General features: G+C 28.8%; 26 protein-coding genes and 1 pseudogene. All 27 read right to left on the minus strand.

Translation table 11 applies throughout. The features are described 5' to 3' along the window. Window positions 1-27: 27 nt before the first annotated feature. The gene (gene dprA / locus HMPREF0216_RS07865; protein WP_005213331.1) at window positions 28-1083 is read right to left on the minus strand and encodes a DNA-processing protein DprA; all 1056 of its coding nucleotides are present in this window, start codon (window positions 1081-1083) and stop codon (window positions 28-30) included. Between the two features lie 12 nt (window positions 1084-1095). Beyond that, window positions 1096-2622 carry a YifB family Mg chelatase-like AAA ATPase gene (locus tag HMPREF0216_RS07870; protein ID WP_005213332.1) on the minus strand — a complete coding sequence of 509 codons (1527 nt, stop codon included), beginning with the start codon at window positions 2620-2622 and terminating at the stop codon, window positions 1096-1098. After that, window positions 2579-3412, minus strand: a complete 834-nt coding sequence (locus HMPREF0216_RS07875) for a recombinase zinc beta ribbon domain-containing protein (protein WP_341349484.1) — start codon at window positions 3410-3412, stop codon at window positions 2579-2581. Before HMPREF0216_RS07875 ends, HMPREF0216_RS07870 begins: the two co-directional genes overlap by 44 nt. Further along, window positions 3387-4253 (minus strand): recombinase family protein, encoded by an 867-nt coding sequence (locus tag HMPREF0216_RS07880; RefSeq protein ID WP_005213334.1) that lies wholly within the window; start codon window positions 4251-4253, stop codon window positions 3387-3389. Before HMPREF0216_RS07880 ends, HMPREF0216_RS07875 begins: the two co-directional genes overlap by 26 nt. Window positions 4254-4562: 309 nt before the next feature. Continuing rightward, window positions 4563-4703 (minus strand): XkdX family protein, encoded by a 141-nt coding sequence (locus HMPREF0216_RS16775; RefSeq protein ID WP_005213336.1) that lies wholly within the window; start codon window positions 4701-4703, stop codon window positions 4563-4565. Between the two features lie 5 nt (window positions 4704-4708). After that, entirely contained in the window at window positions 4709-4933 is a 225-nt protein-coding gene (locus HMPREF0216_RS07885) for a hypothetical protein (RefSeq protein ID WP_040419435.1), read from the minus strand. Then, complete coding sequence (locus HMPREF0216_RS07890; protein WP_005213340.1) at window positions 4933-5805, minus strand: hypothetical protein; 873 nt, start codon at window positions 5803-5805, stop codon at window positions 4933-4935. The genes HMPREF0216_RS07885 and HMPREF0216_RS07890 overlap by 1 nt, the downstream gene beginning before the upstream one ends. A gap of 148 nt (window positions 5806-5953) precedes the next feature. Beyond that, window positions 5954-7021 carry a phage tail protein gene (locus tag HMPREF0216_RS07895; protein ID WP_005213348.1) on the minus strand — a complete coding sequence of 356 codons (1068 nt, stop codon included), beginning with the start codon at window positions 7019-7021 and terminating at the stop codon, window positions 5954-5956. Further along, window positions 7012-7815, minus strand: a complete 804-nt coding sequence (locus HMPREF0216_RS07900) for a phage distal tail protein (RefSeq protein WP_005213349.1) — start codon at window positions 7813-7815, stop codon at window positions 7012-7014. Before HMPREF0216_RS07900 ends, HMPREF0216_RS07895 begins: the two co-directional genes overlap by 10 nt. A 16-nt stretch (window positions 7816-7831) precedes the next feature. Then, window positions 7832-11593 (minus strand): phage tail tape measure protein, encoded by a 3762-nt coding sequence (locus tag HMPREF0216_RS07905; protein WP_040419438.1) that lies wholly within the window; start codon window positions 11591-11593, stop codon window positions 7832-7834. 80 nt (window positions 11594-11673) lie between these two features. Beyond that, window positions 11674-12339 carry a hypothetical protein gene (locus HMPREF0216_RS07910; protein WP_005213351.1) on the minus strand — a complete coding sequence of 222 codons (666 nt, stop codon included), beginning with the start codon at window positions 12337-12339 and terminating at the stop codon, window positions 11674-11676. Window positions 12340-12410: 71 nt separating this feature from the next. Beyond that, window positions 12411-12992, minus strand: coding sequence for a hypothetical protein (locus HMPREF0216_RS07915; RefSeq protein WP_005213352.1), 582 nt, complete (start codon window positions 12990-12992; stop codon window positions 12411-12413). A gap of 17 nt (window positions 12993-13009) precedes the next feature. After that, complete coding sequence (locus HMPREF0216_RS07920; RefSeq protein WP_005213353.1) at window positions 13010-13360, minus strand: hypothetical protein; 351 nt, start codon at window positions 13358-13360, stop codon at window positions 13010-13012. A 1-nt stretch (window position 13361) separates the two neighbouring features. Beyond that, complete coding sequence (locus tag HMPREF0216_RS07925; protein ID WP_005213354.1) at window positions 13362-13721, minus strand: HK97 gp10 family phage protein; 360 nt, start codon at window positions 13719-13721, stop codon at window positions 13362-13364. Further along, a complete protein-coding gene (locus HMPREF0216_RS07930; RefSeq protein ID WP_005213356.1) occupies window positions 13721-14050 on the minus strand; it encodes a phage head completion protein in 330 nt (109 codons plus the stop codon). Before HMPREF0216_RS07930 ends, HMPREF0216_RS07925 begins: the two co-directional genes overlap by 1 nt. Before the next feature lie 2 nt (window positions 14051-14052). Next, a complete protein-coding gene (locus HMPREF0216_RS07935; RefSeq protein WP_005213359.1) occupies window positions 14053-14430 on the minus strand; it encodes a hypothetical protein in 378 nt (125 codons plus the stop codon). Between the two features lie 55 nt (window positions 14431-14485). Continuing rightward, on the minus strand, window positions 14486-15598 hold the full coding sequence (locus tag HMPREF0216_RS07940) for a phage major capsid protein (protein WP_005213361.1): 1113 nt from the start codon (window positions 15596-15598) through the stop codon (window positions 14486-14488). A gap of 33 nt (window positions 15599-15631) precedes the next feature. Next, window positions 15632-16225 (minus strand): HK97 family phage prohead protease, encoded by a 594-nt coding sequence (locus HMPREF0216_RS07945; RefSeq protein ID WP_051040682.1) that lies wholly within the window; start codon window positions 16223-16225, stop codon window positions 15632-15634. Beyond that, on the minus strand, window positions 16200-16562 hold the full coding sequence (locus HMPREF0216_RS17900; RefSeq protein WP_040419441.1) for a phage portal protein: 363 nt from the start codon (window positions 16560-16562) through the stop codon (window positions 16200-16202). Before HMPREF0216_RS17900 ends, HMPREF0216_RS07945 begins: the two co-directional genes overlap by 26 nt. Next, window positions 16529-17434 carry a phage portal protein gene (locus HMPREF0216_RS07955; protein WP_005213377.1) on the minus strand — a complete coding sequence of 302 codons (906 nt, stop codon included), beginning with the start codon at window positions 17432-17434 and terminating at the stop codon, window positions 16529-16531. The genes HMPREF0216_RS17900 and HMPREF0216_RS07955 overlap by 34 nt, the downstream gene beginning before the upstream one ends. A 4-nt stretch (window positions 17435-17438) precedes the next feature. Beyond that, window positions 17439-17642, minus strand: a complete 204-nt coding sequence (locus HMPREF0216_RS07960; protein WP_005213378.1) for a hypothetical protein — start codon at window positions 17640-17642, stop codon at window positions 17439-17441. 4 nt (window positions 17643-17646) lie between these two features. Further along, window positions 17647-19359: a terminase TerL endonuclease subunit gene (locus HMPREF0216_RS07965; protein WP_005213380.1), complete on the minus strand. Its 1713-nt coding sequence runs from the start codon at window positions 19357-19359 to the stop codon at window positions 17647-17649. Then, a complete protein-coding gene (locus HMPREF0216_RS07970; RefSeq protein WP_005213383.1) occupies window positions 19359-19817 on the minus strand; it encodes a phage terminase small subunit P27 family in 459 nt (152 codons plus the stop codon). Before HMPREF0216_RS07970 ends, HMPREF0216_RS07965 begins: the two co-directional genes overlap by 1 nt. Window positions 19818-20063: 246 nt before the next feature. Continuing rightward, window positions 20064-20555, minus strand: a complete 492-nt coding sequence (locus HMPREF0216_RS07975) for a DUF2116 family Zn-ribbon domain-containing protein (protein WP_005213384.1) — start codon at window positions 20553-20555, stop codon at window positions 20064-20066. Further along, entirely contained in the window at window positions 20542-20751 is a 210-nt protein-coding gene (locus tag HMPREF0216_RS07980; RefSeq protein WP_005213385.1) for a hypothetical protein, read from the minus strand. Before HMPREF0216_RS07980 ends, HMPREF0216_RS07975 begins: the two co-directional genes overlap by 14 nt. Window positions 20752-21086: 335 nt before the next feature. Then, the gene (locus HMPREF0216_RS17080; RefSeq protein WP_005213386.1) at window positions 21087-21263 is read right to left on the minus strand and encodes a hypothetical protein; all 177 of its coding nucleotides are present in this window, start codon (window positions 21261-21263) and stop codon (window positions 21087-21089) included. A gap of 658 nt (window positions 21264-21921) precedes the next feature. Continuing rightward, window positions 21922-22110 (minus strand): annotated as a pseudogene (locus tag HMPREF0216_RS18245) (hypothetical protein); the annotation flags it as partial. Window positions 22111-22190 lie beyond the last annotated feature (80 nt).

Consider the following 22190-nt stretch of genomic DNA (forward strand, 5'->3'; position numbering starts at 1 on the left):
TCTCAGGAGTTTTCACCCCCTAAAAATTTAACTTATCTTCGCATAATAATTACCTGGAAGGCAAATAATTTCATTTTTGTTTTGCAGTTCAAATAATAACTCAAATAAAGCTATTCTGTCAACTTTTACACTTTCAATTATTTTATCTATATGAATAGGCTCTTTTTGTATTACATTTAATAATTGATTTTCAATACTATTTTTCCCTATATTATTTTCTTTGACTTTAGTTATATTAAAAAAAGAATATAAATCTTCTCTTTCTAAAAAAGGAAATGCACCATCTCTTATTAACAAATTACATCCCTTGCTTCCTTCATTAAAAATACTCCCTGGTACCGCCATTACATTTTTATTTTGCTCTAAAGCATAATTTACTGTTATTAATGAACCACTTTTATTAGAGGCTTCTATAACTATAACACCTTCACTTAATCCACTTATAATTCTATTTCTTCTTGGAAAGTTATAAGATAATGGCTTAGTTCCTGGTAAAAATTCTGATATTAATAATCCATCTTTAATTATATTAGTATATAAATCTCTATTTATTTTAGGATATATGATATCAATTCCACAACCTAAAATTCCAATGGTTTTCCCATTTAGCCTTAAAATTTCTCTATGTGCTATAGAATCTATACCATATGCAACACCACTAATAACTCCAAAATTAATTTTCTTTAATTCAGATACTATAACTTTAGTTACCTCTTTTCCAAACATAGAGTTTTTTCTTGAACCTACTATTGCAGCCATATTAAAATTTAATAATTCAATATCTCCTTTATAAAACAATACATATGGAGGATTATTTATTTCCCTTAATTTAATTGGATATTTTTCATCAGAATATGTTACATAATTAATATCTTCTTTTAATAATTCTATTTTCAACTCTTCTTCTTTATCTAAAGAATATTCTTTTAATTTATTTAAATTATACTTTTTAAACTCTTCATTTCTTATTATATTATCAATATTATTATAAATATTTTCTTCATTATTATACTTATTTATCAAATCAATCTTACAAGCGTTAGTAATTTCATTAGTAATTAACCATATTTGATAGCTATTCATAAACTCCTCCTTTTATAATATATCTCCAAATACATTTTTTCTATATCCCATAGCTTCTATTATATGATAATCTTGTATAATTTCTTCTCCGTCTAAGTCCGCTATTGTTCTTGCAACCTTTATTATTTTTGTATACCCTCTTAATGTTATACTATATTTACTATAATAATTTTCTAATATTCTTTTACCATCACAACTTAATTTACATAATCTTAAAACATCTTTACCTACTATTTCAGAATTATACTTATATTTCGTTCCTTCTAATCTATAATTTTGCATTTCACGAGCTAAAATAACACGTTGTCGCATATTGTCAGAATCAACTTTATCTTTTTCCTTAGTAATCTCCTCATATTTTATTCTTGGCACAAAGTTAAGTAAATCAACTCTATCTAATAATGCCCTTGATATCCTATTTATATATCTTTTTCTCTCTAATTCACTACACTTGCAAAGTCCCTCATTTCCTTCTTCCAAATACATTCCACATGGACATGGATTGAAAGTTCCGACTAAAATAAAATTACTTGGCAGTATATAGCTTTCTTTTAATCTTGAAATACTTATTACTCCATCTTCTAATGGTTGCCTTAAAAGCTCTAGTACATCTTTTTTAAACTCCAAAATTTCGTCTAAAAACAACACCCCATTATGTGCCAAGGTTATCTCCCCTGGTTTTATATCTGTTCCTCCACCAATCAATGCAGTTTTGGTTATAGTATTATGTGGTGCTCTAAATGGTCTTGATAAATTATATCCATCTTCCCACATAGAAGATACACTATATATCTTTGCAACTTCTTGTTGTTCTTCAATAGTTAAAGGTGGCAAAATTGATGGTAAGGCTTTTGCCAACATACTCTTTCCTGATCCAGGAGAACCAAATAACATTATATTATGCTTGCCTGCTGCTACTATCTCCATAGCTCTTTTAGATGTGTACTGTCCTATTATATCTCCATAATCAATACAGTTAATCTTTTCCTTTATATTTCTTACTTTACCCTCATATGGTAATAAATCTTCATTTTCTATATATGAAATTACTTGATTTAAATTTTTAAAAGGAAAGAAATTTCCAAGCACAAAATTTCTCATTTCTTTTAAATTTTCAAGTGGAAATATAAAATTATTCTTTTTCTTACTTTCTCCTTCAAATATTATAGGTATTGCACCCTTTACACCCTTTAATTCACCATTTAAAGATAATTCTCCAAATATTATATATTTATCTAAAGGTTTTTCTTTAATTTGATTGGATGCCATTAATATACCTATAGCAATTGGTAAATCTAAAAGACTTCCTATCTTCTTAACATCTGCTGGTGCTAAATTTATTGTTATTCTCCCTAACGGAAATTCATATCCACTATTTACAATAGCAAGTCTTACTCTTTCTCTGGATTCTCTTATAGACACATCTGGCAATCCTACAATATTAATATTATTATACGTTGTCAAGATTATATTTGAATTATAGGAGATGTTAATGTTAACTATCTCCCCGTCTAAGTTTGTTGCTTTTATTTTTACCATGCTCTGCACCTTCTATATATTTATTTAATAAAACAAAGGAAGCATGAACTTTTGTTAATACGCTCAATTCACCATTTTCTTTAACATTTATACTAATTAAATAGTTTTCTATAAATTCTTCTCTACTCAAAACTTCTGGTATTCCTTCTATGAGTTTCTTTCCAGCTTCAATTGTGTTATTTATAGAATTAATTCTTTCCCTAATTTCATTTTCTGATTCACTTAATTTAGAATTTTCTTTCTCTAGTTCATTTATTGTATTCTTTATTTCATTTTGTGTTTCTTCAAAAACCTCTTTAGCTATACCATCATCTAAATATGAATCCAATATCTTCTTTAATTTACCTTTTAATTTGTTTATCTCATTTTTATTAGCTTCTATTTTATATTTATCTTCTGTGTTATTAATATAATCCTCTAATCTTTTAATAGCTTTAGTCGCTTTTTCGTATATACTTTTATTTAAAAAATTATCCGCAACTTTTTTATATTTACCTTTTCCTACATATATATTAAGTAAGTTTTCAACTTCTTCACTAGAAATATTTCTAGCATCACATTTACTTTTCCCGAATCGCTTTTTGGTACTGCAATTATAAAATACTCTTTCATATGTTCCATATTCCCTAACTTTGGTATCTTTATTTCTTGTATAAAATTGATTACATTTCATACAATTAATTTTCCCAGATAATTCTGATACACCTTGATATTTACCAACATTTATATTTGAAACTGTATTTTCTTTTCTTACTTTTTGACATTTATCGAATAACTCTTTTGAAATAATAGGTTCCTATTTTATCATTTTCTACAACTATCCACTCATCTTCTGGTTTTAAAACATGTTTATTGTTACCATACAGTTTATTTGTCTCATACCTATTTCTCGCAGTAGCACCGTAGTAAATCGGATTCTTTATCATTCTAGATATAACATTTGGAAGCCATTCTTTATTCTTTCTAGTTTTATATCCTTCTTCATTTAATATATTAGCTATTCTTCTATTTCCCAATCCTTTAGCTTTTAAATTAAATATTCTTTTTAATACTTCAGCTTCTTCTTCTATAGCAGTTAATGTATTATCTTCTTTATTATATTTGTATCCATATGCACATGTACTTCTAACCTTTCCTTGTTTAGCTGTCATAGCAGCACCCATTTTAATAGAACGACTTTTCTCTAATGATTCATTCTCTGCCATTGTGGCCATTATACTCATTGTCATAAAAAATGATTTATCTTCCGTACTTTTATTTAAATCTTCAAAAACAACATAGGTTTCTTTATCGGCCAACATTCTACATATATCTAAACACTCACTAACATTTCTAGCAAATCTTTGAATTGACTTAGTATATATATATTTAACATTACTCTCTTTACTAGAATCAACTACCACACTCTTATATTTAGTACCACTCTTTATTTTCTTAACATCTAATCCACATTCTTTTAACATAAATTGAAATTCTGGTCTTTTATCTATTGTAGTGCCACCACTTCTATCTATATAACCTTTATTTATTCCTTTTTCTTTAAAATACATTTCTTGATTTACTACACTTGAATCCTGTTCATGTTTCTTTGTAGAAACTCTTCCGTAGTAAACATTAATTTTTTCTCCCACTTTATATCTCTCCGTTCCTATATTTATAGTAATTAATTATATCATATTTTTTTATATATATTAATGAAGCAATTTTTTATCATTTATTTACAATTGAAAAAAATAAGGACTAACGTCCCCCCATTTGGGTGATGTTAATCCTTTAAAATCTTTGTTTTAAATTATAAAAAAGAAGCTCCATTTATACTGAAGCTTCCCTAGTTAAATTCGATATTTCATTTAAATATATAATATATTTTTGAATATCAAATAATTCTTTTATGTTTATAAATTGAAATTATTCCTTAATTATATACTCTTTAATCTATTCTACATCTGTGGCAATAAAGCCTTGAAACCTATAATTTCTTGCATCTCTTCTTCTGTGATCCATCCAAGCTTTACAGCTTTGGCTAGATACACTTCGTTAATTCTACTTCCAACATACATATCTAAAAGTTTTTGAAACATATAAATCACATCCCTTCCGAAACTGGAATAATATCTAAAATAGTTAACATTAAGTCTTCTATAATACTATCCATTTCTTTTATTTTATTTTCTAGTTTAATCTTCTCTTCATCTACTTTAATTTCTTCGTAATATAAAAAAAGAGTATCTCTATTTGACACTCTCTTAGTTAGCTTATATTCTTTTCCTTCTTCTTTTTCCTTACCATTATAATATTCGATTACTTCCATTATTTCCATCTTCCTTCTGCTTCTATGATTATATGCCACTCTGTAGAAGTAGAATAAGTAGTAGCTCGGCACACTTGAACAATAGGCCCACGATTAACTGTTGGCGCGCCTTTCGCTACTGCCCAAAATGAAGCACCAGTATTATTATATCCAGTAGAAACTTTAACTCGTGGAACTGAGATAAATGGTACTGCAAAGTTAGTAGGCGTTGTTCCTACATTACTATGAATATAACAATTCTCCCAAAGAACATTAACATCTGCCAATATAGCAAAATCTTGATATATGGTCATTCTACCATCATTCCATTTTGTTACCTTTTGATATTGTGCGCCACTTGTATATTCATTTACCTCATAATCTTTATTTTGAAGTATAGCTACTTTATTTTTTAAATCTATTAAATCCTCGGATAATGATGTTATAACTTGTTGATTATTTGTAGACCTACTATCTGTTACATTACTAGCTTGGATAGAGCTTACTCCTACTCCTACATATACTTCTGCTAATTTAACATAATAGCTCGCTGTACAGCTTGGACAAGAAGGTGTAGCACTTGCTGTTCCTTGTAATACCTTTATACTTCTAGTATTCCCACTTATATAGGCTACTATTGCATCTATTCTAGCATAACTAGCTGTATTACTAGCTATAGTAACATTATAACTAGCTGTATTCTGTAAAAATGCTCCATTAGTACTGCAATAACCTGAAGCAACCTTAACCGTCATATTTGGTGTAGTTTGCGCTGATACTAATAATCCATCATTATATATAACCTTACCCCCAAAAGATAAATCATTTATTGCATTTATGTCACTTACTGTATATGTAGTTCCATCAGAAACGTATATTCCTTTTATTGCCATATTATCACATCTCCTTTTTAAATAAAAAAGAACTCCTATTAAAGAGTCCTTTTAATCTAATATACTTTTTAAATTCTTTCAATTCATTTAATTATGTCCACTTCATAATTTCCTTCACTTATTGTTATATATATTAATTGTAAGTTAATTATGCATATCTGTAAATATTTAGTTTATTCTCTCTAAATATAGAATTTCCTAATGTTATAGTTACTGTATTAGTTTTTAAATTAACAGTGTATTCTAATACTTTAATTTTATCTTTTATATTATACTGTTCGCTATTTAATAATATATAATCTCCAACGTTAATATCAAATATGTTGAAACTCTCCGATATCCCAACTTCAACGCTGCAACTAACTAAAGGATTCTTATATGTATTTAATTCCTCTAAACATTGCTTGTCTAAAGTTTCTTGCAACCTTATATCATTAACACTTAATGCTTTTTCTCTTCTGCCATACATCGAAATACTGTTTTCGTCAATTGCACTAGATACTAAAGCTGTGGTAACACCTTCCTCTTCCCAAACAACTCTAGCATTAATAACGTTCGCAATTTGAGTTTGATCTATTGCGTAATCCCAAGAACCAATAATATTATAATCATTGATTTCATAATAATCAGATTTATCTTCTCCTATTTGATTGTAAAAATTAAAGTATCTATCCTTATCTATAAAAAAATAACAATTACTATCTTCTATAAATTCTTGTATCTTTGCATATAAATCATCATTCCAATTTATTATTCTATCTGTCACTAAACTAGTTTCTTTAAGTTTTCCTATCTTTATTCCAGTCTCAGCAATACCATTAATTTCATTTATTAAAGAAAATATCAAATCACCATATCTTTTATTAGGATAAGTCTTAGACCATGCATTATCTGAATTTAATACTATATTTGTAAAGTTTCTATTTTCTAATAAACAAGCATACCCTAAGCATAAAACATTAATATCAAATCCGGAAGGACATGGAGAATTAACAACTCCATACCACAGTAATTCTCCCTTATCGTTATATAGTTCTATATGCTGTCCCAAAGTTAACTCTATTCCTTTTTTTGACAAGTACCCAATAGGTGTATTAAATTCTAAGTTACCCATACCATTTAGTGTTTTAGTATATTTAATATTATCTATAAGATATAATTCATCTATTAATTCGTGTTCTTTTGTATATAATCTAAAAAAATACTTTATGTCCATACTTCTCTCCACCTAACTTTACATACACACTCGCCAGTATAGTCTATTTCTATTTCGTTACTTCCAGATATTAGACTTATATAACTTCCACTTTTGCTACTTATAATACTATTATTATTTACTTTTACACACCTAGTTGCAGGATTACAGTCTATGTATAATAACTCCCCACTCTCTAAGTTATAATTTAAATTTAGTTGCTCTCCCGTAGCTTTATTTAATATTTTAAAATTACTAGCTTCTCCCTCTATTTCTATAATAGGATATACAGTTGAATAACCTTCATTTATACATTCTCCAATATTACCTTTTACATTTTCAGTGTAGCTCCAACTAGAAGGAATAGTGAAGGATGACGCAACCTTAAAACCACCTTCTATTATTCTTTCTAATATAAGTTCTTTATAGTCTTTCGAGTAAATGTTAGGATCGCATAATTTAAATGTTATATTCATTATTCCAAAATCATCTGTAGTTACACTTTCTTTTTTTACTAAACATTCTACTTCTCCTAGTCCCTCAACATCTGCAATTAAAGGTATTTCTCCACTTCTAATAACATGAGTTAATTGTAAAGCACTTCTAATGTCATCATCATCTTTTGTAGCGACTTGAAATGTAAAAGTCTTAGAATTAATTTTACTACTTCCGCTATAACTGCCATTTGAATATAGATCGCTGTCGTTATTAGTATTATTGCTATCTAATAAAAAATTATATAAATTAGCATAATAAGGACAATTATCCCCTTGCACTTGCAATCCATTTATAAAAATTTTATTATAATAAATCATTCTTTTACACCTCCCTTTATTTAATACTACTTAATATTCTTTTAACATTATTTATAGTTTTAATTTCATCTTCTTTCGTTTCAAAGTGTGCATTATCTATATTTATATTTGTCCCAGAATTCGAATTATTGTTAGCTAATATCTTATTCATTTCTTTTAAATAAACCCCTATTGAATTTGCTAATTTACTGTCAATCATATCACTCATTTTTTGAGTAGTCATAACTGCATTAGTAACCCTAGAGTTTTTGGGTATGTAAGCATACTCCCCTTGTACTGCTTGTCCTAATGTGTAAGCACTTGCACCACTTGGATTATCTATTAACTCTAATCCACGTTCATTAATGTTATAGATTCCAGATTTCTCGATACTTCCACCAGATTCTTTTTTCTGAGGTTCATTAGTTCCAAAAATAGCTGTCCACGTTCTTGAAACTAAGCTACCTAGTTTTTGTAATAATGTTTCAGATTTTTGATTAGCTTCGTCTAAACCTTCTACATTTAATTTTGTAGAAACATTTTTAGGAATTTCATTTAATTTATCTTTTAATTTGTTAGCATCGCCACTAGCATTTATAATTTGTTCTGCAACTGCTTTAAACTCTTCATTAGTCATACCAAAAGCTTCTGCACTAAGAGTACCATTGTCAATAGCAGAACATATTGCTTTAAATTTTTCTTCTGCCGTAGCATTAGTTAATCCCATATCTTCTATAACTTTATTACATGCATTAGTAGCTTCATCTTTAAAATATGCAAAAGTATTAGAACCTTCATCCAACATTCCTACAATTCTACCCATGTTATCTGTAACTACTGTAGATGTATTTCCGAACTGATCTTGTATTTCCTTTGTGTAATAACCATTATCAGTAGCCCATATTTTCATGGTTTCGCTATTTTCAAAAAATGCTGTAGTCATGCCACTTAGATTGTCTTTTACAGTGTAATAACCTTCTTCAAACTTCTTCACGAATAAATCATTCTCTTTTATGAACTCCTTGTCGTACATAGCACGTCTTAATAAATTTGCTTTCTGGGCCTTCTCTAAGTTATTTAAGTATTCTTCTTGTTTTCCTAAATTAGATTTATACTCTTCTGTTAACAATCCATGTTCTTTTGCATTATCTCTTAATGCTTTAATTTCTTCTTTTTTAGATTTAATAGTATTTTCTATGGTTTTCTTATTATATTCTATAGTCCCTTCTATCGATTTCCCATATATTATACTTTGCTCATCATTATACTTTTGAGTAATTTCTAATAAATCATCATATCCTGTTTGCTGACTTGATATAATAGCTTCATTATTTTTTGTTAGATATTCACCGAATTCTTTATTGAATCCATCCCAGTCAATGTTAGTAACTTGATTCCCCATTTCATCTACTGTATTAGAAGTGTATTTTTTAATCATATCAAGTCCTCTGATTTCAAGACCTTCTATTTGCTTATACGTTTCTTCCATAGCCTTTTTAAAATCTTCTACAGTTTTATCTATTTGTTCTTGACTGAAGCCCTTTTCGCTCATTCCAGATTGAATTGAATTAATTTGACTATCTATACTGCCTGCTCCTATTGTATCTTTTATTAATGTAGCTACTTGCTTGTCTTTAGTATGTTGATCTATTTCCGTAGAATTTAAAATATCGTATATTTGTTGCTGATACCCTTTTAAAGTTCCTACCCAATTAGATACATTAGTTTCAGCATTGTTTAGTGCAGTTTTATACTCTTCACTAAACTTCCAGCTATATTCTTTTCCAAATATCTCTGTCCAAATTGATTCATTACTTCTAAGTGTTCCAGTAAAGTCTCCAATTTTACCACCTAATTCTTTATATGCCTTCTCGCTCTTTTCTATTTCTTTTTGATTATTATATAAAGCCAATCCTAAAGCTCCTACTCCAGCTACTGCTAACCCTATTAAACCACCTTTTAAAGTTAATCCCCCTAATGACTTAACAAGTCCTCCAACTGCTGTATCACTTTGCTCTAATGCCTTACTAAAACTTCCTAAACTCTTAGTATCTTTTGCTATATTTAATAGTGTAGATATTCCTGTACATCCTTTGCCTAGCACAGTAACAAGACTTCCTGTTGCTTTAATAACTGTACCAAATACAATTGCTAAGGCTCCAAATTTTGCTACACTTGTTATTACTTCTGGATTAACTTTAGATAGTATATCTGCAACTGTACTAATTCCATTAGATACATCATCAACAAGTGGTAAAAGACTTTCTCCTAATTTAGTTAGGCTATTCTTAGCTTCATTTATAGATTTCTTAAATTTATATTCGCTAGTATTTGACATTGTGTTAAATGCTTCATCTGCTAACCCTGCGCTATTAGCCATGTCATTCAAAGTCTGATTAAAATACTCACCATCTTGACTCAGTAATGACATAGCACTCAACCCTGCCTCTGTAGAACTCCATAAATTATTAAACGCATCTTCATTTCCATCGCAGCTATCTTTTATTATCTGTAAAGCATCATATAATGTATATCCTTCCTTCATTAATGCAGTAAATGATTTAGCTGTTTTTTCTTCTAATATCTTCCCTACATTCGAGCCAGTATCTCCAAGTTCCTGAATCATAGCCTTTAATTGTGTTTGTGCTGTACTAGCTGTTCTACCTTGTTTTGTCAAACTCGCATAAGAAGATAATATATTCTCTAAACTAACATTATATGAAGCACCCATCGTCATAGCTTCTCCCATGCTTGAAGCAAGTTGTCCAACTGTAGTTACACCATTTTTTTGAACTAAAAATAATTTATTAGATACATCTTCTACATCATCAACAGATTTACCATATATATTCATAACCTGCGTTAAAAGATTTGAGGCTGAAGCTATATCTGTAAACCCTCCAACAGCAACCTTATTAACATCATTTATAAATTGAGTAGATTTAGTATAATCAACACCAGCACTAATGGCATCATATAAAGCATCAGTTAAGTCTGTAACTCCTACACCTGTATTATTACTTAACTCCATAACTGACTCTCCATAAGCCTTTAACCCTTCTTTACTATCGTTAACTAGCGTGTTAACCTTAGCTAACCCACTTTGATAACTACTAGCTAATGTTGCAAGTGTTGCAGAAACGGTTGTTATTAATGCACCTGCTTGTTGTACTTCTGCTCCCATACCTTTAAGGCTTCCACCTGCTTTTTCTAATGCAGCCCCAGCCGTAGCAAACTTTTCTGAAGCCTTTATAAACTTATTGCCTTGCGTTTCTATAGCCTTATTAGTCTCTTCTAATTGTTGCTCTAATTTTAATTGCTCCTGCTTAGTTCTTTCAATTTGAGTTAAATTATTTCTTATAGCATTTTCATTCTTAGAAACTATTTTTTCTTGTTTCTCATAAGCTTTAGTTGCTTCATTTAATGCTTCTTTTGCCTTTTTAGTTTCTTCTGCTTCTTCTCCATATATCTTTATAGCTTCTTTATAAGCTTTATTTGTTTCTTCTTTCTTTTTAGCAAATTCACTTAATTTATTCTTGTTCTTCTCTAAACTAGCATTATTTTTAACTAATGTAGCTTCATATTCAGATATTATCTTTTTAGATTGTGCTAATGCTTGATTTATACTTGATTGTTTCTTACTTAAATTTTGAATGTTAGCACCATATGTATTAACTTCCTGTGCCGAAGTTTTAATTTCTTGATTTAATAACTGCATATTTTTTTTCATATCCGCTATATTTTTGTTGTATTGACTACTATTAACTACGTAAGATACAGATATTTTACTTTCTGCCATAATCATCACCCCTTCTTATTATTTTGTAAAAAAATAAGAGAACCTAATAGGATAACCACCTAATAAATTCTCCTATATAATTAAATTCTTTTTATAAATTCCCATGGATTAGAAACTTCTTCTACTAGCGGTTTATTACTTTCTTGCACTTGTCCTCTAGCTTTCACAACTTCAGCATAGGCTAATATATATGTATTCTTTTTATCTACATTAATTCTATACACACGTTCTTTTATTTGTGTTGCTGTTGCATTATAGAACTCTTCTATGCTCATCTTTAACTTATCGACCGACATAGTATAATAATAGTTATACCAATTTTCGAATATTTCTTTATAGTTTTTATCTCCTTCTATTTCTTTCTTTTGTTCTGATTTGACCTCTTTTTCATCTTCATCTTCTTTAGGTTCTACATAAATTAAAGATTGTACTATAATAGATTTAATTATAAAATATATAGCTTGTTTATCTTCTATAGAAGTATTATTTATTACACTCTTAATTAAGTCTATACTATACCTTCCGTCTGCACTAGCATGTAATAATAATATAAAATAACCCTCATTGTAATTTTCCATTCCCTCTAATAATTGCAATGGTGTAATATATTTTATATTTAACTTTTTACAAATAATCTTATCTGATAATCCATAATATAAGTTTTCTATTATCTTAAAATTAAATTTAAAATTAATATCTAAATCATTTATTGTTATATTTAATTGTGGTATTTCTGTTAATAACATTGCTCATCCCCCCCTATTTTATTTATAATCTTTATTAAGGACACTATAAATTAATAATGTCCTTAAAAAAATTATACTGAAGGCTTTTCTACAAACATATCAGCAGTTAATTGTGATGGTGTTGCACCTGTATTTATATACTTATAAGTCTTAAACTCGTTATCTAGTGCTAACGCTGTAAATGCTAAAGACTTAGTATCAATTTGCTCATTTCCATCTGCATCTTTAGTAGTTACTTGGTCGGAAATCATCCCAAGTGCAACTTTAGGGAATATAATATGTACATCTTCTTCTACCCCTGTTGCTGGATTTACTGCTGTACATTCTATAATTACTGCTTTATACCCCTTGTTTGCCCTCATCCCGTAAATTTTACCGCCATTTTTAGCTTCTCTTATATCAAATAGTTTAGCTTCTGTAGCATCCGACATACCATAAAAACTTAAAGAACCATTTGTTTTACCAACCGACTTTTTAGAGTATATAATTGCATTACCTGCTGCATATGTACTATCTCCTTCAACTGTTTCTGCACTCATCGCGGTTAAATCTGCAACTTCATATACTTCGCCCCATGTTCCTTCTTCTTCTAAATCTGCCATTTTTACCTTTCTTAAACCGTTTGTTAATCTAACTATGTTACTTAATGCCATAAATAAATTCCACCTTTCTAATTATATTTATTAAATCTAAAGCGTAACGTTTTATTGTAAAGCTTAATATTACCCTTTTTTATCACACCGTTTTCGTTGCTTATAACTGTGTATTTTTTATCTTCTAGTGCTTTTATTATTGCATTTGATAAATTTCTATAGCTTCTTAAAGTGTATATATCTACTTGTATATCAAACTCTGTGTATAGATATTTTCCACCTGCAAATGCTCTCCTTTGTTCATCTAAAATAAACCATCTTATATATTCATTTTCTTTTGAATTTTCAGCCTTATCCCAATAAAAAATATTTTTGCATAAAGCTAAAACTTTTTCATTTTCTAAATCATTTTTAAACTTTTCTTCCATATTACATACCACTTCCCTTAACTGGTATCTTGCTAAGTATTTTAATAGCTTCTTCATCCAATCCCTTTAAAGCTCTATAAGCTTTACCAATATTTTTAGGATTAGACTTCTCACTTTCAAATTCTTGGTAAGCATAATACTCTTCCGTAAACCTAGTAACTAATTTCATTCCAAAAGGCATTCTCTTAATCCTACTCTTTACACTTCTTTTAGCATTTCCAGTATCAACCGCTGAAGCACTTTGCATAGCTTTTTTAGCCTTTTTACCAATTTCATTTAATGCTGTCTTTATATCGTCATCTGTTATTTCGTCAAATAGTTCCAATGCCGAATCTAAACCTTCTATAGTGCAACCAGCCATCAAAATACCACCTCTGCTTTCACATCTACATAATTCCTATCCTTTTGTACTGCTGTTATAATATTATAAAGTTGACCGTTCCAAAGTATCTGGTACTCTTTAGTTTTAAATGTCAAATCTTTTGTAAATCTGTTGTAAATAACTCTAAAAGAAACAATAATTTTTTGATTGGTTGAATATGCTTGTACAAATTCGCTATTATTAAAATTAAATACACTTGCACCAACAGTTTTTATTATCTTAAAATTTTCACTCCTATTAGAGAAAATCTCACCTTCTTCTTCATTAGTTACAAAACTTACCTTCTCATTTAAAAAAGTCGGTATCATAGCTATCCCTCCTCTTCAAAGCACGCTAATTTTGCACCAATATTTTTTATAATTATGCTAGTTTTAGCACTTGAAGATATCTCGAATGACCTGTTAAAGTACATCGAATTAGTTAATGTTTTAGCCATATGCCTAGCTAAAGTTTTAGCATTTTCATTTTTCTTATATCCTTCACCATATGTACTATCGATCCAAATTTCAGCTACTTCAAACATCTCTAATAAATCAACATACTCTCCCTCGTCATAACATTTTACAAACGCTATAACATCACCAATTCCAACTTTTATTTCATCATATACATTTTCTCTTATATAATCTTCATCATCTTCCCAAATAGGATCGTTTAAAATCTTTCTATATTCAGCACTGCTTTTCACAATTAATCTCCTTTCTTATATTAAAATAAGACAAGGAGGAAACTCCTTGCCTATATTAAACACCCTTTACAATCTTTATACCTTTAACAATTGTTTTATCTAAAGGCTTAACATCAAATCTTTCTACAACTCTAACTGCTTCTGCATTTGAATCAAAATAAGCTTCAGTAGAAGTTGCAATTTCTAATCCCTTTCTCTTAAAGAATTTAATACTCTTCATAGGTACTACATATCCCATTGCCTCATTTAAAGTTTCATCAAATTCAACAACTTCATGTCCATCTATATAAACAATACCGTTATCAACTGTTATTCTTTCATCTTTTCCACTTTCAGCATAGAATGCATTTTTAATTTTAGCTCTTAAAACCGAGTTAGCTAAAACTTTTACAAATCTTCTAACAGAAGGCTTATATCCATCAATAGCATTAATTATATCATCAATTATAGTGGCTCCAACTGTAATTTCTTTCGCAGAATCAACGTTTGCCTCTACTTGCTTTAATATCTCTTCATTCTTTGTAGTTACAGATTTTACAGCAAAATTTTCTTTAATAGTAGAGAAAATATCTACTGCTGAGTCTTCATCTAAAAAGTTATCTACAGCAACTATTTCTCCATATCCTTCTACATCATAAGTCAATTGCGTAAATGCTACTGAACCTTCTGGAATCTTTTGACCTGGTGTTAATTTAGCTAACTTACCACCTAACTCAGAAACTGGTCTTTTACCTTGTAAAGATGTTACTGGAATAACTTCACAATAAGATTCTAATGAACCGTATCCAGCCTCTAAAACCTCAACTTCCTTTAAAAATTCTTCTGGTACAACTGCCTTTGTTGATTCACCAGCAACCTGAATAGCTCTTGTAGAAACTACCTTACCTTCTCTTAATTCTTTAACTGCGTTTACATATGATCTTTTTTCCATCTTAACATCATCCTTTCTTAATTCTTTTTGTTTTTGTAATTCTCTTTTTTCAAGTTCAGCCTTCTCTTTTTCGGCATCTAAAGCTCTCTTTTCCTCTGCTTTCTTTTCATCATCTATTTTTTTAGTTATGTCAGCAATAAGGCTTCTTTGTTCTTTAGCACCTGCTAAATCTTCGTTACCTATTGCTGCAACCATCTTTTCATTAGCTTCTTTTAATTTTCTTTTTAATTCTTCCATTTTTACCTCCAATTTTTTGCATAATAAAAAGCCCTAGATTAACTCTAAGACTTCCTCAATAATTTCTGCATATTCTCTTAATTCTTTTAACTCTCTTGAATTATCAATTTCTTCTAATTCATCCGCTACAAAATTTCTTACTTCTTTAGTATTTAATTCTCTAGTTTCAGCATTTACCATCGTTCCATAATAAGCTGGTGTTGTTTTACTATCCAATAAAGATACTTCAATTAAATTAATGTCTTTTAATGTTCTTAACTTTAATCCACTATCCCAATCCCTATATTTATCATTGATTGTTGTAAATCCATAGCTAAAACCACTAAAACCACCTTCATCATAAGCTTTAATAGCATCTTCATTTTCGATATCTGCTCTTATGTATAAACCTATATTATCTTCTTTAAGAGTTATATTTCCTTCTCTAAGAGAACCTAACTTCTTATTGGGGTCATGATTTAATAGAAGTTCAATATTATCTGCTCTACCTAAAGCACGTTGAAAACATCTTGGTTCTACTTCTTCAATAAATTTAATTCCATTTTCGTGTAGTACTCTAGATTTTTTATCGCTAATATTTACATACCCTTCAATATGAAGTTTATTGTCCATCTTCCTTATTTGCATTTTGTCCACCCCCTTCCGTTGCTCCAACTTTATTAATATAATAAGTTTTAGCCAAAGATTCTGGTAAATATCCACTTGTAAGAACTACTTCGTCAGCATATTCACTTTCTAAATCTGGATATCCTAATTCTCTTCTAACTTCATTAGCTGTTAAAGATGATTTATCTTTAAGTGTACTTAAACTATCTATTCTTGTGTTATAATCCATTTTAATTAATTTATCCTCATCAAACTCAATAATCTTTTTACCTCTATCAGATTTAGATAAATATTTATGTGTAAATTCCTGCTCTATTTGAGTCATTATAGGTTGTAAACAATCACTATATATTTGCAATTGTAATTGCTCAATATTGGTATAATTACACCGTCATAGTCACCTATAATAGTAGAAGGGAGTCCAAATGTAGCGCATATTTCTTTTCTACTTAACTTTCTAATATTCATAAAATCATTTTCAGATAGTGAATTAGTTAAACTCTGAAGCTGATAACCAGCAGGTATTGTAAAAACTCTACTTAGAGAATTGCTATATAGTTTATCATATTTCTCTTGTATTTTTTTTAACTCTTTTTTATCTTCTATACTAGAAGTAACTTGTACTGCGATTTTACCCATACCACCATTTTCAAATATGTTATTTAAATATGTTTGCCCTTGTTTTAATGAGGCTATAGTTTCTGTTGCTAGACTTTTAATAGATGTAACATCTAATCCATATCGATGTTGTCCAAATTTAAATACTATTAAATCCCTATCTAAAGCATCAAATGTAAAATTATCTATCTGACAAGAATATAAAATTGGATTATCTTTTCCACTATTAATTAATCCAACATTATCAACTATTAAAGAATGAATTAATACTGGATATAATTCTTTTGTTATTGGATCAATATATAATCCACTTATACCATTATGCAATCCATTTTCTATAAATGTTTTCATAGCTATATAGCTATTCATAGATTTATTAAATCTGTTAGTTAATGTATAATAATTAGGATTACTCACATCTGGCAATTTACTTCCTGTATCTTTAACATTCAAAATTTCCAAAGGTAATTTAGCTATTGATTTACTTATATATTCTAAACAACTCAAATAAGCTGATTCCCTCATAGCTCCTGTTTCTTCTATAGAAGCTGAACCAAATACATCAAAAAAGTTTATTGCCCTCTCTTCCTTTTTATTAAAAAATAAACTCAATTAACTACACCTCCTTTCCTTTAAATTTACTTAATGCATAAGCTAGAATAATCAACTCTAAAGCTATTATATAAAATCCAAAGTTAAGGTTAATAAAACAAGAATTTACTCCTATTATTAACAATGCTATTACTACTAAAATATCAATAGCATTTATTTTAATACAAGATATTGTTTTCGAAAACCATTTATTTAATTTCTTCTTCATTATTTTACCCCCAATCTTCACTCATTAATGCTTTAACAGCATCATACTCTTCTTCTTCTATGTACCAATGTGCATATGCAAAAGGTATAGTTATTAATAAATCTATCTTTTCAGACTTATTTTTTCTATCCTTTAAAACCATTATATCTCCAGCTTTACCTGTAGAAACTTGGCTACAAGAAGCACAATAATCTAATAAATTATTCTCAGCATAAAAGACCTTTCCTTCATATAAATCATCCCTAAACTTTTTATAGTACTTAGATAACTCTGTATACGTTTGTCTGAGTTTTAGCATATCATAATCATTTTCTAGTTCTCTTTCTAATATTTCAGCATAACTTCCGTCATAATAAATGCATTCTATTTCGCACTTATAAGCCTCCTCTATCTTCCTAATATAATTACAGATATCTAAAACTCTTATTGTATTACCTTTTTGTATCTTTACATTTCCATTTTTAGCTTCAACGTAATAGTCAATCTTTTCGGTTCTATTAGGACTAAATATTGTATTTTCCGGAATAAAACCCAAACTGCTACAGTATATATATCCATCATCATCCTTAGTCATAATCGAAACTGAGGATAAATCTATTGTCTTAGATAAATCAACGCCTAAACTTACTTTTCTACCATTATATTTTTCATATATAAATTGCTTTGGCTTTTTATATTTTCTAAATATACTCATATCTAAGTAGTGTTCATTTTCTGCTTTAGTTTCTAACATCTTGTTAACAGATTTAGCTAAGTAGTCTTCCTGTAAAGATGGTAGTATTCTTGCTTTATCTCTAAGCTGTTTTATCTCCCCTATATTTCTTTCTAATCTTAAAGGATTAGCTCTAATAATTCCAGAATCTTCATATTCTTCTCCATCTTCTGCATAATATATTAAACAAAATCTTGTTCTATCTATTGATTCACCTTTTAGTATTTTTCTATAATAGTCTAACTCTTCATATATAATACTATTGGATTCTGCATAAGCTGAAGTAGTATAAAAAGCCATAGGATTTTGTACTGATTTTTGTCCTGATATTAATGTAGAAGTTGCCTTTCTAGTGGTAAAAGCACCTACTTCATCCAATATCAAATATGTACCTCTAAAAGAGTTTAAGTTATTATCCCTATCGCTAGATAAAGGCTCATATTTACTGCCCTTTATGGAACATGTTACCTTTCCATATTCTTGCTTACTGCATTTAAAGTGTTTATTTATTGCTGGACTTGTTGAAATTATTTGTACAATTTGTTCTCTAAGTTCGGCCGCAATCTTTTTACTAGTTGCTATACTAAAGAAATTAGAAAACTTTTGTTCTAATAACATTCCTAAAATTAATATCCAAGCGCACATAGTTCCTTTAGCATTTTTCCTCGGTATAAATAGTAATACTTCACGGTATCTAAATCTTTTGCTATCATTTTTGTATCTCCAACCAAAAATATTAACTAATAATAATGCTTGAAACCCCCAAATTGCTGATAGTGCTGATTCATTTTCATTAAATCCTGTTGCCATATTAAATAACTTTAATAAGTTATTAACTTTCTTTAGTTTCTTTTCATCAAAATAAAATTCAAAATCATCTTTATATTGATTTACTTTATAATCTTCTAAAAATATTTCACATTGTTTTCTTACTTCCCAAGTAGTTATATTTTCACCACTAACACACTCATTAGCATATTCTAATGCCTTATCCAGTAATATCATTAATCATCATCCCTTAATGCTTTTAAAACTGGATCATCTGCATTTACTTGTGCTTGTACATTTATATTTGCTATTTTACTTCTAGCCGTAGGGCTTAATCCTAATTCAGTGCAAGCTCTAAAAAATGCAGATTCAGCATCTTTGCGCGTTCCTAATAATTTTCTTTCTACAAGCAACTCTGGATTACTATTGACCATTTTATCTATTACTTGCATTCTATCTATTGCGATAACAACTGTAGATAAAATATAAATATCTAAGTTAGCTAATACACCACTTGCTTCCATTTCTTTAACAATGTATTTAAATATTTTCTTTTGTTCCTTGCTTAAATATGAAGGAGGCTTTACTTTATCACTTCCTCCTTTTAACCTTGCTTCTGCTTCTTGTCTTGCTTGTCTCTCTTCTTGAGTTAAGTGACAAGTTTGTAAATTTACCGGTTTTGATGGTCTAGCCATAACTAAAAACCTCCTTTCACTAATTTATTGCATAAAAATAAGACCACAGTTAATTTAGTGCCGTCTTATAAAATCCTCATTTTCGGAAATTTTTCTAACTGGAAGTTTGAACCGGGTATTTTTAATATTCTCTCAAAATATCTATCCATAGCCCCCCTATTTCTGTGAATATACTTCCAAAATAAACACACCGTATAATATAAAACCCTTTATAATTAAATCTTATATTATTCTATTGCTTAAATTTTAGAAACAAAAATTTTTCAAATACCAATCAAGTATTTCTCTCAACGCTTTCTGCATTTGTTCTTTCTCTTTAATTCCTTTGTTATATTCTCTATGTATTGTGTCATGATGGCAACTGCATACACTTATTAAATTCATATCATCAATACGCTTATTCCAACATTCCTTCAACTCTTCGATATGATGAGAATACTCACTTGCACAAGTATCTTCATCTTTATATATAACATTACCACTGGTACATAGTGAGTAAAAGCAGGGAATACATAACCCACAATCCCGTATTTTTATATAGTCTCTTATTTTTATCCATTCACTTGAACTATAGAACTTAACATACTTACGTTCTTCTAAATCACTATACCTTTTTTTATTATAGTTACTATATTTTTTCTTGTTGTTATTATCTACTACTTCTTTGCAACTACTACAGTACTTCTCATTTATACTTATTATTTTACCGCATTTTGGACAATGTTTATAAATTGCCATATAAATCTTTCTTAATATCCTTAACTAATTTAATTAAATCTCTATCAAACTCGAAGCACCATACTTTCTGCATCCTATTCGGATATTTCCAATGTGGCTTATTCTCTGTAAAATACTGCCACTTCCCCATCTCTATTAGTTTATCTGCAATTCTTTTATCTGTTACGTTATAAGTTCTATATATTCTTTCTTCCATTTCTATCTCCTTTTTATTTTTCCATTATTATCTTTCTTGTTAAAAAATCCTAACATTTTTCTTCTATCCTTTCTAATTCTTTTATTATTTCATTTATATTTGCATTTTCTATGTACTCCTCAACACTCTCTAAAATCTCATCAATTCCCATACCCTATCCCCCTAAAATAGTACGAATTAACATACCCTATTTTTAAAATAAAACTCTGCTAAATCTATATTATTAGTAAATTTATTTATCTCTTCTACAGTCATTTCTTTAATTCCAAAAGCGTACCCACATTGTGTGTAGCCCTATCCGCTATATTTTCTCTAATAAATAAAAAAGAATAGTTTTACACTACTCTCTTCTTATTAATATTACTTATTTTACTAATCAGTTTTTCTGCAATCGCATCTATAAAATGTAACCCTACATTTATAGCATAGAACATAAAAAACGCTACTATTATATGCAATCCAAAATACCCAATTAAAACAAGCACCCAAAATAAACTTAATATATTTATCATTTTTATCCGCCTCCCATTTTTTAATTGCCTTTTAAAGCACAAATAATAACACCATATTTATAAAATGATGCTATTATTTCTACCTTAAAGGAGTGGGCATTTTAAAGACTTGCCCTTGTCTGTAAGAAATAAGAAACAGTCAGCGAACTGCTTCCTAAATAGAATTTTAAAGACATACATTTCTTTATTGTCTTTTATGTTAGACTTCTACAGTTAAACTCTTACGAGCAGATGCTTTGCACCTTTAACTACAGCTATTTTATGTTCTAGGAGGAACAGTACAATAAATGACAAAATATTGCACTACTAGAAAATAGCAACTAGTTTATATGATATTCAAATACAAATTATTAGATAGTAAAAATTTACACTAATAAAATGACAACTATTTTTTAACGCAGAGTTATAAACTGCGAATCTTATAACTTTTTGGAATACTCCTGTCTAGTTATTTAACCCTTTAGCTCTTGACTGTCTAAAAGGCCATGCTATTGCACTCGCAGGCATAGATTAACACCTACAATCAAGCATAAATGCTCTATATAACCATTAAATTTAAATAGCTATAACAACATTTATCCACTAATACTGGTGTGAAGTAGCACGAACACCTGTAATAAAAGATAATAAAAAAGAGTAGTATTTAAACTACCCTTAATTAATTATTTTGGCTTTGTTTTAAAATAGTGTTGAAATTAGCATGAATAAAGAACTTTTTAGGTTTATTTCTTTCCATTTCTGTTTTAAATAATTGGGTCCATTTATACCAAAATAGGTTTAAATAGAGTAAGATAGATATAGGATAGTTAGTGTAATAACTAATAAATCCTATATCTTTTTTTATATAATATAAATACTAAACAAAGTAAGAATAAATAGTATAGTAAGTATAAAATAAGAAGGATAGGTTAATCTAATATTGAAGAA

This window comes from Clostridium celatum DSM 1785 (assembly GCF_000320405.1).
Lineage (GTDB): Bacteria > Bacillota > Clostridia > Clostridiales > Clostridiaceae > Clostridium > Clostridium celatum.

Excerpts from the sequence above, each read along its gene's own strand:
- dprA (WP_005213331.1), bottom strand. The coding sequence starts at position 1,083 with ATGAATAGCTATCAAATATGGTTAATTACTAATGAAATTACTAACGCT.
- HMPREF0216_RS07870 (WP_005213332.1), bottom strand. The coding sequence starts at position 2,622 with ATGGTAAAAATAAAAGCAACAAACTTAGACGGGGAGATAGTTAACATT.
- HMPREF0216_RS16775 (WP_005213336.1), bottom strand. The coding sequence starts at position 4,703 with ATGTTTCAAAAACTTTTAGATATGTATGTTGGAAGTAGAATTAACGAA.
- HMPREF0216_RS07885 (WP_040419435.1), bottom strand. The coding sequence starts at position 4,933 with ATGGAAGTAATCGAATATTATAATGGTAAGGAAAAAGAAGAAGGAAAA.
- HMPREF0216_RS07890 (WP_005213340.1), bottom strand. The coding sequence starts at position 5,805 with ATGGCAATAAAAGGAATATACGTTTCTGATGGAACTACATATACAGTA.
- HMPREF0216_RS07895 (WP_005213348.1), bottom strand. The coding sequence starts at position 7,021 with ATGGACATAAAGTATTTTTTTAGATTATATACAAAAGAACACGAATTA.
- HMPREF0216_RS07900 (WP_005213349.1), bottom strand. The coding sequence starts at position 7,815 with ATGATTTATTATAATAAAATTTTTATAAATGGATTGCAAGTGCAAGGG.
- HMPREF0216_RS07905 (WP_040419438.1), bottom strand. The coding sequence starts at position 11,593 with ATGGCAGAAAGTAAAATATCTGTATCTTACGTAGTTAATAGTAGTCAA.
- HMPREF0216_RS07910 (WP_005213351.1), bottom strand. The coding sequence starts at position 12,339 with ATGTTATTAACAGAAATACCACAATTAAATATAACAATAAATGATTTA.
- HMPREF0216_RS07915 (WP_005213352.1), bottom strand. The coding sequence starts at position 12,992 with ATGGCATTAAGTAACATAGTTAGATTAACAAACGGTTTAAGAAAGGTA.
- HMPREF0216_RS07920 (WP_005213353.1), bottom strand. The coding sequence starts at position 13,360 with ATGGAAGAAAAGTTTAAAAATGATTTAGAAAATGAAAAAGTTTTAGCT.
- HMPREF0216_RS07925 (WP_005213354.1), bottom strand. The coding sequence starts at position 13,721 with ATGGCTGGTTGCACTATAGAAGGTTTAGATTCGGCATTGGAACTATTT.
- HMPREF0216_RS07930 (WP_005213356.1), bottom strand. The coding sequence starts at position 14,050 with ATGATACCGACTTTTTTAAATGAGAAGGTAAGTTTTGTAACTAATGAA.
- HMPREF0216_RS07940 (WP_005213361.1), bottom strand. The coding sequence starts at position 15,598 with ATGGAAGAATTAAAAAGAAAATTAAAAGAAGCTAATGAAAAGATGGTT.
- HMPREF0216_RS07945 (WP_051040682.1), bottom strand. The coding sequence starts at position 16,225 with ATGCAAATAAGGAAGATGGACAATAAACTTCATATTGAAGGGTATGTA.
- HMPREF0216_RS07960 (WP_005213378.1), bottom strand. The coding sequence starts at position 17,642 with ATGAAGAAGAAATTAAATAAATGGTTTTCGAAAACAATATCTTGTATT.
- HMPREF0216_RS07965 (WP_005213380.1), bottom strand. The coding sequence starts at position 19,359 with ATGATATTACTGGATAAGGCATTAGAATATGCTAATGAGTGTGTTAGT.
- HMPREF0216_RS07970 (WP_005213383.1), bottom strand. The coding sequence starts at position 19,817 with ATGGCTAGACCATCAAAACCGGTAAATTTACAAACTTGTCACTTAACT.
- HMPREF0216_RS07975 (WP_005213384.1), bottom strand. The coding sequence starts at position 20,555 with ATGGCAATTTATAAACATTGTCCAAAATGCGGTAAAATAATAAGTATA.
- HMPREF0216_RS07980 (WP_005213385.1), bottom strand. The coding sequence starts at position 20,751 with ATGGAAGAAAGAATATATAGAACTTATAACGTAACAGATAAAAGAATT.
- HMPREF0216_RS17080 (WP_005213386.1), bottom strand. The coding sequence starts at position 21,263 with ATGATAAATATATTAAGTTTATTTTGGGTGCTTGTTTTAATTGGGTAT.